A 16,172-nucleotide genomic window follows, 5' to 3' on the forward strand; every position below is an offset into this window, starting at 1 on the left:
CCTTCTCAACGTGGAAACTGACACCCCTTTGATTTTTGCTGCTTCCGATCTGGTTAGCTTACTCATAATGGCAGTTTAGCACATCTTTTGAGTAGGTCTAGAAAGGTTTAGGTAAAATTTTAGGAGCAGTTAACGAACCCCTTGTCCCCTTGTCTCCTTGTCTCCTTGTCCCCTTGTCTCCTTGTCCCCAGTCCCCAGTCCCCAGTCCCCAGTCCCCAATGATTAATAATCTGTAAATCACACCCAGTTCATTCCTATTATTTCCTACAATAGGATAGCCGGGGAATTGATCAGGAAGAATTTAGTCGATTATGCCCAAAACTGTTGCCGATGTAATGAGCCGCGATCCAATTTCAGTGCGGCAAGAAACACCTCTCCAAGAGGCGATTAAAATTATGGCAGAGCAACGTATCAGTGGACTGCCAGTAGTGGATCAGACTGGCAAATTAGTGGGTGTACTCTCGGAAACAGATTTAATGTGGCGGGAAACAGGAGTGACTCCTCCAGCATATATCATGATTCTCGATAGCGTGATTTACTTAGAAAATCCTGCCCGTTATGAGCGAGACTTACACAAAGCTTTGGGGCAAACAGTGGGAGAAGTGATGACGAAAGATTCGTTAATTACCACTCAAGCCGATCAACCCTTGCAGAAAGCAGCACAACTAATGCACGACAAAAACATTCGTCGCTTGCCAGTAGTTGACGATCGCGAACACATTATCGGTATTCTCACCCGTGGAGATATTATTCGGGCAATGGCAGCCAGTCAAGACTAGTTTATTAGTCCTGGTCATTTGTCATGGAATTACTAGAGATTTTAGATTTGCGATCGGACAATCTAAAATCTAAAATTTAAAATCTCAAATCTTTTGACCTGTGACCAATTAGCTTTGTTTTTTGAAAAACCTCCTTACTGACAAATGAGCATCACCCCTGAGTCTGTGCAAAAATTGCTTCGTTCAGAAGAACTTGGCGATCGCTTAAGCGCCGTCAATCAAATACGTCAGTTAGACAGACGTAACGCCTTTCGGCTAATTCAAATCGCCATCAAAGACAGTAACCCCAGAGTTCGTTATGCTGCTGTCAGTCAATTAGACACCCTTGGCGGGGAAAATCTGACAAAATCTTTTGATATCTTGCGCGATCGCCTACTAAACGACTCCGAAGTAGACGTACAAGCCGCCGCCGCTGACTGTCTGGGAGCTTTAAAATTTAAAGAAGCTTTCCCAGACTTAGAACAAATTTACCGCAATACCTCCGAGTGGTTGCTACAAGTTAGCATCATCGCCGCTTTAGGAGAAATGGGAGACAACCGAGCTTTTGACCTACTTGAAGAAGCTTTGAAATCGGAAGTAGATCTAGTCAAAATAGCCGCCATCAGTTCCTTCGGTGAATTAGGTGATTTACGTGCAGTTCATCTTCTCAGTGACTATGCCAAAGATCCAGACTGGCATATTCGCTTTCGGTTAGTCCAATCACTCAATCGTTTAGGTAGCCCAGAAGCCCTCGCTATACTGCAAACAATGACCAACGATGAAGTAGAGCAAATTGCCCAAGAAGCTAGGAACTCTTTGCCGATCGCTTAGGTTAAGTATTTTCCCAGTTCTCTAACTGAGAAAACTACCTATCACTTTTCCCAAAGCGTCTTTTTCTCCTCCATTTAACCCAAAAATCCCCTACTTATCCTTATTTTACTTTTGGCAAGTAGGGGATTATTTCTAACATAAATATCCTAATCAAAACTATTAGTAAATCAAGAATCTATGTATCCTAAAAAGGTATTAATTTTGCTAATAAACTCCGCGGTTACTAATTTTTTTTAAGAAAAACATAAAGAACTTCTGAAAAAATACGGACTAACTTTATCAGTTCCACAAAAAACACTTCTGATTTTTAAAGAGACAATAAAGATCCGCCAAATAATCAGTTTATACATTGCCACTTAGGTATTACTTGCATATATTGTTTAACAGGAATACAGCACTGAAGAGAAAATACTTAAATCTCCTAGCTGGCTCTGTAAAACCAATATCTTAAGAAACGAATTCACTTAAGCGATTAAAAGTAAGTAACCCTCAGATCAGAAGCAATCTCTTCTTCAATCAGAAAACTTACTCAAAGAGCCGAAAGGAATTGATACAGCTTGGATCGGGAAGCTCCTTGACAACAAAGGTACATACCATTCCTATTTCAGATTTTTACTTATCAGTCGCTGAAAACAAGCATCTATTCGAGCGGTGAAATTGTTCCTTTGCCAACAATTAACCACCGAATACAACAGTGTTTTTACTAACAGAAAATTTTTGAACTTCTTCGAGGTATCTTATGAAACTCAACAAAATTTCCCCAACTATTGGTTTAGTCGCTAGCAGCATTCTCTTAATGTCCACTACTCCCGCACAAGCTTTCAACTTCACCAACAAAACTGATTTAGGAACTTGTGCTTCTTTAGTAGACGAACTACCCAAAGGTGGTGGACTCGACTCCACATTAAGCAAGGAATGTACGACAAGCGACGGGTTTAAATTAATTGCTGGTGCAGATGCAGGTAACGCTAAACTACAAGGTAAAGAAGTAGTTGACAACAAGTTATCAGATGACGGTTACAACGGTTCAGTCTTGGGTGTAGGCGTATCAAAGAGTAATGTTGATGCTGTTTCTGGAGAGATTGACCTTGGCGAATATATCGACTTAATTCTCCCAGAAACTGGTGTTCTAGAATCGATCGATTTAAGTTTCTTGTACAAACCTGGACACAAAGGAGATCAGGTATATGAAGTATCTTTCCTGTCTGCTGGTGATGGTGGTTGGTTAACAGGAACTCTCAAAGTACTCGCAGATCTTACTGGTACTGGCAATACTAAGGCACGCTGGTCTGTAGCAGATTTGGGGATTAACACTATAATTGAAGCTATTAGCGCCTCAACTAATTCTGGTGGTGGTTGGTATAGCATTTTGAATCCCTTTGGTGATACAAAAATTGCCGGATTGAAATTATCAGCACCAACTCAAGGATTTAATGTTTCTGGAGATAGCCCTGCAAATAATGACTTTTCCTTAGTAGGTGCGACAATGAAAGTTCCCGAACCTGCGACTCTTCTCGGTTTAGGATTAGTAGCAGGCGCAATGGCTGCATCTCGCAAACGCCAAGCTCGTAAAGTTTCGTAAGTATATTTTCTCGGTACGTAGTTGCGCTTCAGCGCCTTTCTTTCGCGCTGAAGCGCAACTATTTGCTTTTTTCTTTTTTCTATCAGTGACGATGGTTATTGTTGTAGTGAATTCTCGTACCAGCCCACATTAGTTTTTCCCGTAAAGTTTGATAATAAGAATAGTTTTCCCGTAAAACAATAAACTTAGCCAGACAGTCAGCCATGCGGACATCCACTCTTTGTCCGGGCCAAATTGAAGTTGCTAAAACACCATCCATCCAAAGTTTAGTATTTAAATCATAATCTTCCAAAGGCCAAATACTAACCACGGAACCAGGAGGTAAAACTAAGGGACGACTGGCTAAACTTAAAGGACAAATGGGAGTAACTGCGATCGCGTGCATCCCATCATGAATAATCGGCCCATTAGCAGAAACAGTATAACAAGTGGAACCCGTAGGCGTAGCCACAATTAACCCATCACCTTGATACTGATCCACCACTTCGCCATCAATTTCCATCTCTAAAATTGAAGTCAGCATTCGATCGGCAGAAGCAGGTTTCACACACATTTCATTTAAAGCCAAAAACCGCTGACTCATTGGTACTAGATTAGTGCGATCGCCCTCAAACAAAATCGCCTGCAACATCATTCGTCGTTGAATCGCATAACGATCTTCCGCCAACCGATCCCAAATTTTTTCTGTATCTTTAAATTCCTCAAACCGCTGAGTCAAAAACCCCAAATGTCCCCCCACATTTACCGCCAAAATCGGAATCCCCGCTGGCGCTAAATGCCTCGCCGCAGCTAATGCCGTACCATCCCCACCCAACACCAACGCCAAATCTACTTTGTGAATTGATGAAGCCAAAAAAACCGGATAAGGATTATCCTTCGCTCCACTTGGCCCCAATAATACCTGACAATTCCGCTTTTCCAACTGTCGCGCACAATTTTCCGCCCATTGCCGACTCAGATTATCTCCTGCCTTGTGTGCAATAATTATGTGCTTTAAATCCACTTAAATAACACACTCCTATTATTCCGGTAATTGGGGATTAGGGATTAGAGACTGGAAACTGGGAAAGGCAGAGGTGCAGGAGGAAAAACTCAAAACCAAAATCCTCCCCAATCCCCAGTCCCCAATCCCCAGTCCCCAATCCCCAGTCCCCCATTACCATTTCAACAAATTAAACGCCTCCATATCCACGGTATCGCGGTTCCGGTAAATCGCCAGTACGATCGCCAAACCTACCGCTGCTTCTGCCGCAGCAACAGTAATCACAAATACTGTAAACACCTGTCCTTTAATTGCTTGGGGATCTAAAAAATTAGAAAACCCCATCAAATTCAGATTTACCGCATTGAGCAATAGTTCGATCGACATTAACACCCGCACAGCATTGCGGCTAGTAATCAATCCATAAATCCCAATACAGAAAAGAGCCGCTGCTAATAGCAGAAAATATTGTAATTGCATGAATTCTGAACTTCCCACTCAAAATTTAACCCTTTTTATCGCTACCAGCTGTTAACAACTCTCTGGGTTTTTCCGGTAAAGTTAAAGCTGGTTGTTGTTTGGCCTCTGGAGACATTGTTTCCTCTGGTAAGAACTCCCGACGAGCCAAAATAATTGCCCCTACCATTGCAATTAACAACAATACAGAAGCCAATTCAAAAGGTAACAAAAAGTCAGTGAAAAAATGCTCTCCAATTCTCACAATGGTAGATTCTGCCGGGAGAGTACCCAGCACATTTGTTGTCGTCCAAGGAGTTGCCAAAACCATCGTTCCCAGCAACACAAACAACCCAGCACAAACTAAAGCTGTTGCTCCTTGGCGCACCCAAGCATTAGGAAGAGGCGCGAAATCTTGCCGTTTGTTTACCAACATAATGGCAAACAAGATCAACACATTCACTGCTCCCACATAAATTAGCACTTGTGCTGCTGCCACGAAATCAGCATTCAACAAAATGTATAATCCGGCAATGCTAATAAACACGCCACCCAGCAAAAAAGCTGAATAGACAATATTAGACAACAGCACTACTCCCAGTGCTGCACCAATCATCATTAATGACAGCAGTCCAAAAGAAACAATTTGAACTCCTTCTGCTAAATTCACAGTTTTTCGTCCTTTAATAACGTTAATTCGGGGATTGGAGACTGGGGATTAGGGATTGGGGACTGGGTAATTTTAGATTTAGTTATTTCCTATTTATGGGAATAAGTAAACCTAAATTAATTCAGGAATGCTTGATTTTCAGGAATCCCTGTCCCTAATCCCCAATCCCCAGTCCCCAATCCCCAGTTCCTATTTCTCTGTTTCTTGGAGAATTTCTTCTGGTAGTTTACCAGCACCGCGAGTACCTGGGGGCAAATCGTGGGGGTCAATTACACCTTTTGGTAAGTAAACTAATTCGCGCAAAGGTGTCACCATTGGATCGTTTGTGACCTTATAAGGTAAGCGACCCAAAGCCACGTTATCGTAGTTTAACTCGTGGCGATCGTAAGCCGAAAGCTCATAATCTTCTGTCATTGACAAACAATTAGTTGGACAATATTCCACACAATTGCCACAGAAAATACAAACTCCGAAATCAATACTGTAGTGTTTGAGTTGTTTCTTTTTCGTTTCCTTATTAAATTCCCAATCCACTACAGGTAAATTAATTGGGCAAACCCGCACGCAAACTTCGCAAGAGATACACTTATCAAATTCAAAGTGAATCCGACCCCGAAACCGTTCCGAAGGAATCAATTTTTCGTAAGGGTACTGTACCGTAATTGGACGGCGACGCATATGGTCAAAAGTTACAGATAAACCCTGACCAATGTACTTAGCAGCTTGAACTGCCTCTTTCGCGTAATCTCCAACCTGTTTGAGGAATTTCATAATCTCTCGTCATTTATCATTTGTCATTTGTCATTTGTTATTTGTCATTCGTCATTTGTGATTCGTCATTTGTGAGAAAGAGCAATTTTTCATTTACTGATTGACTTACTTTTTCAACGACCAACGACCAATGACTAATGACTAATAACTACCCGCCAAACGCAACTGGAAATGCTAACTTCAAAGCTGCCGTTAATAGCAAGTTTGCTAAACCAACAGGTAGTAAGAACTTCCATCCTAAATTTAGCAATTGATCGATTCTGACGCGAGGTACAGTCCAGCGTACCAAAACTGCCAAAAATACCAGGAAGTAAGCTTTGAGTACAGTCATGCCGATACCCAAAGAAGCAGTGATAATTTGTAACCAGGAATTAGCTTCACTAACTCCTAACCAACTCGCCAATTTTTCAATAGGAACTGGAAAATTCCAACCTCCCAAATACAGCACCGCAAAGATTAAAGCTGAGAGAACTAAGTTAACGTAAGAACCAAGATAAAATAGGGCAAATTTCATCCCGGAATATTCGGTTTGATAACCTGCAACTAGTTCTTCTTCTGCTTCGGGAAGGTCAAAAGGTAGCCGTTCGCATTCTGCTAAAGCACAAATCCAAAAAATTAGGAAACCTAGAGGTTGTCGCCAGATATTCCAGCTGAGAATTCCCAAACTAGATTGTTGATCTACAATGTCGATCGTACTGAGGCTATTCGACATCATCGCCACCGCAATCACCGACAAAGACAAAGGAATTTCATAACTAATCGATTGTGCCGCTGCCCTTAATCCACCCAGTAGCGAATACTTATTATTCGAGGCATAACCCGACATCAGCAGACCAATCGGCGCAATACTGGAAAAAGCAATCCAGAGAAATACACCCATCCCAATGTCAGTAATCACCAAATTTTGTCCAAACGGCACAATTAAATAGGACAAAAACACCGGGATAACTACGAGAATTGGCCCTAAAGTGAATAAAATTCCATCAGTCTTCGCCGGAACTGTATCCTCTTTAAAAACCAGCTTAATTCCATCGGCTACGGGCGCTAACACCCCAAAAGGCCCCATATATTCCGGGCCAATCCGTTGCTGCGCCGCCGCAGAAATTTTCCGTTCTAACCAAACGGTCACTAATACGCCTACCGTTGCACCGATGATCATCAACAACATCGGTAGGGGAAGCCATAAGGCTTTAGCTGCTCCCGATGGGATGCCAAAGTCCGTCAGAGACTTAATAAAAATGCCTTGCAGGTCTATTCCTGAGTTCATGTTTGTCGATATTTTTCTGTTTCTCGCCCAAACCAATCAACCGTTAATCATCGGTCTCTGAGTTTGTGAAGATTTTTTTAGAACTTCTCTGCATAGTATATCGTTGCAGGGACTACACCCCAGCTTATGTAATCACAATTTCTACTTATAATCACCCCTCAGACAGACTAATGGGAACAGGGGGGCAGAGGGGACAAGGGGACAAGGGGATAAGGGGACAAGGAGAAATTTAAACTTTATCCTTACTTTCCTTGTGCTAATTCTCCCCTGCTCCCCTGCCCCCCTGCTCCCCTACACCTCTGCCTTCTCAAGAGTACCGCTTCTCCATCGGGGTGTAATGAGACTCGTGGTATCCGGTGTAAACTTGGGTGGGGCGATAGATGCGGTTTTCTTCGAGTTGTTCTTTCCAGTGAGCTAGCCAGCCAGCTACACGAGCGATCGCAAAAATCGGCGTAAACAAATCAGTGGGAATACCCATCTTCCTATACAACAAACCAGAATAAAAGTCAACATTTGGGTAAATTCCCTTATGTCCTAATCTCTCTTCCACCGCCCGTTCCAACTCCACAGCGATTTCATAGTACTTGTCAGAACCAAACTTCTCGAACAACTGCTCCGCTAAACCTTGAAGTATAGTCGCTCTGGGATCTTTCACCTTGTAAACTCGATGACCAAAGCCCATAATCTTCGACTTCCGTTCCAAACAATTATCTAAATAAGGGCGGACATTTTCCACCGAGCCAATCTCTTCTAACATGGCAATTACTTCCTCATTCGCGCCGCCATGTAAAGGCCCACCTAAAGTCCCCACCGCCGAAGCTACCACCGCATAAGGGTCAGTCAAAGTCGAAGCAGTCACCCTCGCCGAAAAGGTCGAAGCATTCATCGTATGTTCAGCATGAAGAATCAAGCAAATATCCATGATTCTGGCCGATAATGGGTCTGGTTCCCTTTCATTGAGCATATAGAGAAAATTACCTGCATAACCCAAATCATCACGAGGTCTCACAGGCTCATTCCCATTCCGCATCAACTGAAAAGCCGCTACCATCGTCGGAATTTTTGCCATCAACCGCACCACAGCTGCACGAATATAAGCTGGATTGTGCAAATCGCGCCGAGAATAGAATAACCCTAACGCTGCCGCCGAAGCTTGCAAAGCATCCATCGGATGACCACTTTCCGGGAAGCATTTCATCATATCGACGATGCGATACTTAATCCGACGATGATAACGAATTTCTGATTCAAAAGCTTCTAATTCTGGCTTAGTCGGTAGCTTACCCCAAATTAACAGATAGGTTGTTTCTAAGAAGTTGCTTTTTTCTGCTAGCTCTTCAATTTTAATACCCCGATATTCCAAAACTCCCCGTTGTCCATCAACATGACTAATAGCGGATTCAGCAGCGGGAATTCCTTCTAAACCTGGTCTATACTCGCAGACGGTCATATCCTTACTCTTTGCTTTACATGAATATCTCTTCAGGCTAACTTACCAGAAAGTCTCAGCCTGTTACGTTTAGCACCGAAATGATTTAACAGTTCCTACAGCAAAAACTTTGGTGGTGTTAGCCAAAATAGCAAACTACGCCCGACAGGAGAACCAGTTTCTGGAATTTTCACGCCGATAACTCCTGCCTTTTTGACTAACAAATTGCCTTTAGCTTCTCCCCAAACCAAAATTTCTGTCCATTCGCCTAAGTTTGGTTCATGACCAACTAATGCTAAATTATTACCACCTTTGTTTTGCCACTCCTCTAACCAACTTAACCAAGAGTAAATATTACCTTCTGGAGTTAAGTAAGTTGATTCTTCTAGCTGGGAACTTAGTCCGATCGCTTTTAGAATATCAGCAGTTTGACGAGCCCGCACCAACGGACTAGTCAAAATTAAATCAAAACGCAGACCCAAATCAAACAACTGCTGCGCTACTTGCTTAGTTTTCCGCTTCCCCTCACCTGTCAGCGGTCTTAACGCATCTTCCGAATATTCTTCTCTTTCCGCAGCAATGCCATGACGCAGCAAATACAATTCCAACATTGACTTACGTGCTAACCTACAAGCTTCACGAACAGATTCAAGATTCTTGATTGTATATTGAATTGAGCAAAAAATCTAAAATCTGAACTTTCTCGCCTTTCCCTAACTATTCGGTTTCAATTAGGTTATGAGTAGGATTAACTAGTTTTAACAGCTTTTGCTTAATTTGGCTGTCAAAAACTTCCCATTTCAATTTGGCATATTCCGAATTTTCATTACTGCCACCTAAGAAACCAATGGGAATTTCAAAACCACCCGCCATTGAACGTCCACCACCAAAGAAACGTCCTTGGTTATCTTGTCCAAAAGCTTCCTTGATAAATTCATCGGGATCGAGAGTTAATTTACTCGTTCTTAAAGAACCAACTACCAATTCCCGTTCTTTATCTTCATCATGAACAATACCATAAACCACTGCCGTATGAACGTTTTCTTCTGTTACTAGAAAGTCAGCAGCTTGGGGAATTGCATCGCGATCATCATAAAGCAAATAACCAACTCCAGCAATGGAGAAATTATTTTTCACAATCCGATTTTTCAAGCTTCGCTCAATTACATCCATGACTCGTTTTGAACGAGTTGCTTGTAAAATTGCATTGAGCATTTGCGGATCGTAAAAACGGCTGAGATAAGCAGCAGCTAAAAATTCTTCTTCCTGCGCTTGTCGCAAACCATTAGTATCAGAGCGCAAACCGTGCATCAAAGCAGTAGCACATTTGACGTGCTCGCTGATGCCGTTGTCTAATTCCAGCAATCCCGCTTGCAAGTATTGGGTAAAAATTGTCGAAGTGGCACGTACAGCTGGACGAATATCGATGAACTCAGCTTGTAAGTTGCCTTGTAGTTGGTGATGGTCAACTACTACAATTGTGGGGATTTCCGCTTGCTGGACTTGAGACATTAATTGGCTGGTTGTACCTTGGTTATCGATTAAGACGCAACCTTGGTAAACCGATAAATCTTTGTTTCTCAGAATTTGAGGTGCCCAACGCATTGCTGGGAGGTTAGTCAGTTTCACCAAGGCAATATTTTCTTGGTGACTTAGGGTCCCTCCATAAACAATGTCGCATTGAATGCCATATTGTTGGGCGATTAATTGGTACGTCCAAGCACATGATAAGGCATCGGGGTCTGGGAAATCTTGAACTACGACAATTTGCTTTTCCTCTCGGTGACGCTCTAAGGTTTGTTGGAGAGCTTGGGCTTTCTGAGAGGATAATTGACTCGGTGAACGTCTGTTAGGTTCGTTTCCCCATTCTTGGCTAGACGAACCTGAACGTTTAGGATGAGATTCAGTATTGGCTGTATTTGCCTTTAGTTCCACGGGAGAATCAGCTAATAGGGCTAAACGGTCGAGTGACTCGATCGAACGAGATTGCATAATATTAAAAAGGGGTAAGGGTACTGTACGAAGTCTAGAATGTACAATTTATTTCCTCTGACTATGCTGGGCTAAAAAGCAGCATTCGCCAGGTTGAGTTAAGTTGCTTCTCTTCGATCTTCGCAAAAAAATCCAGATTGTACATACCCCCAAGTTGAGTATTTATTTCGGTAGAAGGCAGAAGGGGAAAAGTTTTAAGTTTTGAATTGTAGGGGCGGGTTTAGTAGGTAAATTTATACTAGCAACAGAAAACTTAACAACAAAACCCGCTCTTACAGAGTTTTGAGTTAATAAACTTCCCCATCTCCCCACCTCCCCACCTCCCCACCCCTTCGGTTACAAAAAAACCTGCACTTGATTTCGTGCAGGTTTTTCAAACACCGATCACATATTTTCGCCACTCTTGATGCGTACCACTTTTTATGTATTTAGCAACTTCAAAATATAAGCTGCTGTAGGGTTTTCGCGGTGTACTCCTTAATAGCATATTTGCTTCGGAGGGCGTGCGGTTGCCTTTTCTGATATTGCAACGGACACAAGCTGTTACCATGTTTTCCCAGCTTTCGCCTCCACCGCGAGAACGAGGTAGAACATGATCGAGGGTTAGATCATCTCCTGTGTAACCGCAATATTGACAACTGTGCCCGTCTCGGTGCAATATATTACGTCTGGTCAGGGGAATATCTTTGTAGGGAACCCGGACGTAATGACGCAATCGAATCACGGTTGGTAAGGGAAATTCTGCATAAATATATTTCCCATTGTGTTCGACTTGCTCTGCTTTACCTTTGATCAATAGGATAACCGCCCGTCGCCAGCTGGTGATGTTGAGCGGTTCATAAGAGGCATTTAACACCAGAACCTTGCCCATGAGAATTAAAATTGCGTGGATAATTTAGTGATTATGTCAAGATTATAATCGGTATAATCTCGGTACCTCATTTGAGTTGACAGAAATTTTTTTTGAGATGAGGCAAGGGAGATGGGGAGATGGGGGGATAGGGGGATGGGGGAAAGTTTTGCGTTTTGAGTTAGGGAATAAGTTCTAAGTTTTAAGTTTTATTTTCTGCCCCTCTGCCCCCCTGCCCCTCTGCCCCCCTGCCCCTCTGCCCCCCTGCCCCTCTGCCCCCCTGCCCCTCTGCCCCCTGCCTTTCTTAAAGCATTCTTCCGGTAAGCAAATAGGTGGTCATTTCTCCTTTGCCTTTGATGGGGATGTTGCCGCGTTTTTGAAATTGGTATTTGTCTCTTAGGAGTTCGTAGGTTGTGGTGGTGACTTGGATTTCTCCGGCTAGTCCGTGGGATTCCATGCGGCTGGCGGTGTTTACGGTGTCGCCCCAAAGGTCGTAGATGAATTTTTTAATGCCGATTACGCCTGCGATGACGGGGCCTGTATTTATGCCTACTCGGAGTTGTACGTTTTGTCCGGCTTGGCGGTTGAAACGATCGATCTGTGTTTTCATATCTAATGCCATTTCAGCGATCGCATGAGCATGATCTTGCCGCGGAATTGGTAATCCTCCCACTACCATATAAGCGTCACCAATAGTTTTAATTTTTTCTAAGCCATGTTCTTCGGTTAGTTCGTCAAAGGTGGAAAATATTTCGTTGAGCATTTCTATGAGTTCTACGGGGGGAATGTTCGCTGATAGTTCGGTGAATCCGACTATATCGGCAAAGAGAACTGTGGCTTCTTTAAAGATATCTGCGATCGTACTTTCTTCTTTTCTCAGGCGTTCGGCGATCGGTTGAGGCAAAATATTTAATAACAATTTTTCGGTTTGTTCTTGTTGATAGCGTAATGCTTCTTCTGCTGCTTTCCGTTTGGTAATATTTTCTACTATGCCTTCATAATAAAGAATTTTTCCTTGTTCATCTCGGACAGCACGCGCATTTTCGGAAACCCAAATAATGTTACCATCTCTTCGATAAACTTGGGATTCAAATCCTGATACGCTTTGCTGTTTTTCAATTAATTGAATAAACTTCGTTCTCTGTTGGGGATCGACATAAATTTGCTGTTCAACATTTTGGATACAATTCATCAATTCTTCGGGTGAATTGTAACCGTACAATCTAGCTAATGCGGGATTTGCACTTAAGTAACGTCCATCTACTGAGGTTTGGAAAATTCCTTCTATGGCATTTTCAAAAATTTTCCGATACTTTTCTTCGGCTTGGCGTAAGGCTTCCTCGGAACGTTTTCTTTCCCGGATTTCTACTACTAATTGATGATTAGATTCTTTTAAGGCGGCTGTTCTTTCTTCAACGCGCATTTCTAATTCTTCATTAGCTTTTAAAAGTGCTTGTTGAGCACGACGACGTTCTGCGCCTTCCATTGCTAAGGCGACAAAATCGGCTAAAGATGCGGCGAAATTTTCTTCTTCTATAGTCCAAAAACGTGCATTTCCAATATGTTCGTGGCAGATTACCCCAATCATTTGCCCACTTAATCTAATTGGTGCGTCTAACATGGAAGTAATCCCTAAAGGAGTTAGGTAATTAACTGAAAATTCGCTGGTTCTTGGATCGGTATTGGCATCATGTGCGGCGATGATGCGTTCGGTTTGCAAAGCTTCAAAATAGTTGGGGTAGTCTACAGATAATAATTCTATTCCTGATGAGTGGCGATCGCTACTCCGTTCATATAAATCTAAACAAATAATTCCTAATTTCTCTGGTTTATACAACCATACACTAGCTCTTTCCAACTCCAAAGTCTTAGCCGCAGTTTCGGTAATTGCTTGAATTGCTACTACTAAATCACCGCAGGTAAGTTTATAATTAGTGGCTAATTCTAACAAAGCCGTACTTTGTCTGCGTAAACGTCTTTCACTAGCTTTTAAACCTTCTTCGGCACGTTTGCGTTCGGTGATATCACGCCAAACTACATGGAGAACTTTTTCAGTTTGCAAAGGAATCGCTGTCAGTAATATTTCTACTGGAAATTCTGAGCCATCTAAACGTTTATGTATCCATTCAAATCTCCAGTTACCTCGACTAATCGCTAAGGCATTATTTTCATTGGCTTTTATCAAAGAGTTGCTACCATCAGGTTGTTTTTCTGGTGATAATTGAGCCGGATGTAAGTTTAATAATTGCTCTTTGCTGCTAGCACGAATCATTTCTATAGCGGCTTGGTTACAGTCGATAAATTTATCGTTTTGTAATAACAGTATGGCATCTCCTGATTGTTCAAATAATAAGCGGAATTTATTTTCACTTTCGCGCAAGGCTTCTTCGGTGCGTTTGCGTTCGCTAATGTCTTCGTAAGTTACTAAAATTCCGACTACATTTCCTTCGCCATCATGCAGGGGAATTTTACTAGTTTCTAACCAAGCTTCTCGACCGTTTTTAAATTTAAAAAATTCACAGTATTGAGTGACTTGGATATTACTTTGCATCACTTGCCGATCGATCTCTTGTAAGAACTCTGCTTGGCTTTCACTCTCACAAATATCGTATTCAGTTTTCCCGACAACTGCGGCTGGATCTGTTAAGCCAACATCTTCTGCAAACCTTTGATTACAACCTTGATAAACTGAATTCAGGTCTTTCCAAAAGATAGCTTGGGGAATATTATCCATCACCAAACGTAACATTTGTTGTGAGGCACGTAACGCTTCTTCTGCTTGCTTTCTTTTGGTAATATCGCGCACTACTGCTTGGACAACTTGCCGAGGTAAACCATGATTATCTTCTGTTACTAATTCCATGTAAGTTAACCAAACTTCGGCGGGAAATATACTACCATCTAGTCGAGAATGTAGCCATTCAAAGCGACATTTACCTAATTGCAAAGCAATTTGAATTTTTTGGGCGGCAAGTGTAGCAGAATCTTCGCCTTTTGCTTGGAATTTTGGGCTAAAATCAGCAGGGTTTTTGCCACAAAATTCTTCTTTATTACTGCAACCAAACATTTCTAAAGTAGCACGGTTGCAGTCAATAAATGCTGTTTCATCTAACAGCATTACGGCATCACTTGTAGCTTCATAAAGGGTGCGGAATTTCTGTTCTGATTCTTGCAGTTTGGCTTCGGCTTGTTTGCGATCGCTAATATCCGTCCCAATACAAAGCAAACCAGTAAAGTTTCCATCTAGATCGAATAAACTTTTATTTCGCCAAGCAATCCAAACTCTTTCTCCATTGCGGCGAATATTTTCATTTTCTTGATCTTTGTGCCTTTCTGGATGTAGCAAGATTTGTTTCATTAATATTGCTAAATCTTGACCAGAATTATCAGTAAAGGGAACTATAGTTCCCACTATATTTTGTCCAATAATTTCTGTTTCCGAATAACCAAAAAAGTGCTGAGCAAATTCATTAAAAAAGGTAATATTCCCTTCGGGATCGACCTTTAAAATAATGCTGTTGGCGTTTTGGACTAATTCGCGATATTTAGTTTCTGATTCTTTTAAGGCGATCGTTGCTCTTTGTACGGCTTGGCGTAATTTGTCCGGCGATCGCACCCAAATATACACCAAAACACCAGTTAATACAGCAGAAATTCCCCCACCAATTCGCAACCAATAAGAAATTGGTGCTTGGGTTTGCCAACCACCCACCGGAATTGCTGCTACTTGCCAGTAACCGTTAGGCAATTTTATTTCTAAAATTACCGGATTTTTGCGAAAAATCCCGCCATTGCCGAAAAATACCTCGCCTTCTGCACCTAATCCATCTTTTCCCCGCAAAGCAAATTCTACTTTTTCCGCTTTTCCTGAATTTATCAGTCCAGCTTCTTGAAAAATCGTGTCTCTGTCTACAATTACGCCAGCTAATCCCCAATATCTCCCAGTTTCCGGGAGTTGATTGGGAGGTGAAAGAAAAATGGGAGTGCGGTTGATAAAACCTACACCCCCTTCTACTAAATTTACTGGCCCTGCGATGACAGTTTTTCTGCTATTAATTGCTCTTTGAATCGCCTCTCGTTCTTCCGGTATTGATGTCGGATCGAATCCGATCGCTGCTTCATGTCCTTTCAAAGGGTAAATATGAGAAACTATCGAATCCCTGTACAATGCCACACTACCAATGCCAGTTTGTTGTGAAATTAACACTTTAGCAAGACGTTCAAATTCTGCTTGGTCAATTTCGGGATGATTGGAAACGTAAGCTACTAAGCCTCGTGCGAGAAATAATCGGGAGTTTAAAGCGCCTTCTAATTTAGCGCGAACAGTACTGAGTTGATGCAGTATATCGGCGCGATTATTTTCCCGGAAACGTTGTTCTTCGGCGCGATCGATCGTCGAGACACCAGCCAGAACTACCATTCCTGCTGACAGTGCTGCTAAGTAAGGTAAAAGGCGAATTCTCATAAGATATACATTAATCGTAAAGTTCTACCTAATTGGATTTTCATGGGTCAAACAATGATTCAGCAAGAATGCTATCTTGACAGTTTAGCTAATTTTAGTTTGATTGCTGAATTTAGCTA

The 16,172-nt window shown here is 42.1% G+C and carries 13 protein-coding genes and 1 pseudogene; 3 read left to right on the forward strand and 11 right to left on the reverse strand.

Translation table 11 applies throughout. The features are described from left to right. A pseudogene (locus ACE1B6_RS30030) lies at nt 1-66 on the reverse strand (IS607 family transposase); the annotation flags it as partial. A gap of 245 nt (nt 67-311) precedes the next feature. Here ACE1B6_RS30030 and ACE1B6_RS02320 point away from each other — a divergent pair. The 3 genes from ACE1B6_RS02320 (at nt 312) to ACE1B6_RS02330 (ending at nt 3,171) form a co-directional block, all read left to right on the forward strand. Beyond that, nucleotides 312-779 carry a CBS domain-containing protein gene (locus ACE1B6_RS02320; RefSeq protein ID WP_413255618.1) on the forward strand — a complete coding sequence of 156 codons (468 nt, stop codon included), beginning with the start codon at nt 312-314 and terminating at the stop codon, nt 777-779. A gap of 144 nt (nt 780-923) precedes the next feature. Next, nucleotides 924-1,589: a phycobilisome degradation protein NblB gene (gene nblB / locus ACE1B6_RS02325; RefSeq protein ID WP_413255619.1), complete on the forward strand. Its 666-nt coding sequence runs from the start codon at nt 924-926 to the stop codon at nt 1,587-1,589. 739 nt (nt 1,590-2,328) lie between these two features. Next, nucleotides 2,329-3,171 carry a PEP-CTERM sorting domain-containing protein gene (locus ACE1B6_RS02330; protein WP_413255620.1) on the forward strand — a complete coding sequence of 281 codons (843 nt, stop codon included), beginning with the start codon at nt 2,329-2,331 and terminating at the stop codon, nt 3,169-3,171. 82 nt (nt 3,172-3,253) lie between these two features. Here the strand turns inward: ACE1B6_RS02330 and ACE1B6_RS02335 are convergent, their stop codons facing one another. The 10 genes from ACE1B6_RS02335 to ACE1B6_RS02380 all read right to left on the reverse strand — a co-directional run bounded on the left by ACE1B6_RS02335 (nt 3,254) and on the right by ACE1B6_RS02380 (nt 16,053). After that, on the reverse strand, nt 3,254-4,174 hold the full coding sequence (locus tag ACE1B6_RS02335) for an NAD(+) kinase (RefSeq protein ID WP_413255621.1): 921 nt from the start codon (nt 4,172-4,174) through the stop codon (nt 3,254-3,256). A gap of 153 nt (nt 4,175-4,327) precedes the next feature. Further along, entirely contained in the window at nt 4,328-4,633 is a 306-nt protein-coding gene (gene nuoK, locus ACE1B6_RS02340; RefSeq protein ID WP_413255622.1) for an NADH-quinone oxidoreductase subunit NuoK, read from the reverse strand. Between the two features lie 25 nt (nt 4,634-4,658). Next, nucleotides 4,659-5,279, reverse strand: coding sequence for an NADH-quinone oxidoreductase subunit J (locus ACE1B6_RS02345; protein WP_413255623.1), 621 nt, complete (start codon nt 5,277-5,279; stop codon nt 4,659-4,661). A gap of 189 nt (nt 5,280-5,468) precedes the next feature. Then, a complete protein-coding gene (ndhI, locus tag ACE1B6_RS02350) occupies nt 5,469-6,050 on the reverse strand; it encodes an NAD(P)H-quinone oxidoreductase subunit I (protein WP_413255624.1) in 582 nt (193 codons plus the stop codon). A gap of 148 nt (nt 6,051-6,198) precedes the next feature. Further along, nucleotides 6,199-7,317, reverse strand: coding sequence for an NADH-quinone oxidoreductase subunit NuoH (gene nuoH / locus ACE1B6_RS02355; RefSeq protein ID WP_413255625.1), 1,119 nt, complete (start codon nt 7,315-7,317; stop codon nt 6,199-6,201). 307 nt (nt 7,318-7,624) lie between these two features. After that, nucleotides 7,625-8,767, reverse strand: coding sequence for a citrate synthase (locus ACE1B6_RS02360; RefSeq protein WP_413255626.1), 1,143 nt, complete (start codon nt 8,765-8,767; stop codon nt 7,625-7,627). A 95-nt stretch (nt 8,768-8,862) separates the two neighbouring features. Next, nucleotides 8,863-9,357 carry a phosphohistidine phosphatase SixA gene (gene sixA / locus ACE1B6_RS02365; RefSeq protein ID WP_413255627.1) on the reverse strand — a complete coding sequence of 165 codons (495 nt, stop codon included), beginning with the start codon at nt 9,355-9,357 and terminating at the stop codon, nt 8,863-8,865. A 106-nt stretch (nt 9,358-9,463) separates the two neighbouring features. Continuing rightward, nucleotides 9,464-10,738, reverse strand: coding sequence for a DHH family phosphoesterase (locus ACE1B6_RS02370; RefSeq protein WP_413255628.1), 1,275 nt, complete (start codon nt 10,736-10,738; stop codon nt 9,464-9,466). A 373-nt stretch (nt 10,739-11,111) separates the two neighbouring features. Next, complete coding sequence (locus ACE1B6_RS02375) at nt 11,112-11,609, reverse strand: HNH endonuclease (protein WP_413255629.1); 498 nt, start codon at nt 11,607-11,609, stop codon at nt 11,112-11,114. 283 nt (nt 11,610-11,892) lie between these two features. Next, a complete protein-coding gene (locus ACE1B6_RS02380; protein WP_413255630.1) occupies nt 11,893-16,053 on the reverse strand; it encodes a PAS domain S-box protein in 4,161 nt (1,386 codons plus the stop codon). Nucleotides 16,054-16,172 lie beyond the last annotated feature (119 nt).

It is taken from the genome of Floridaenema fluviatile BLCC-F154 (assembly GCF_041929135.1).
Taxonomy (GTDB): Bacteria; Cyanobacteriota; Cyanobacteriia; order Cyanobacteriales; family Aerosakkonemataceae; genus Floridanema; species Floridanema fluviatile.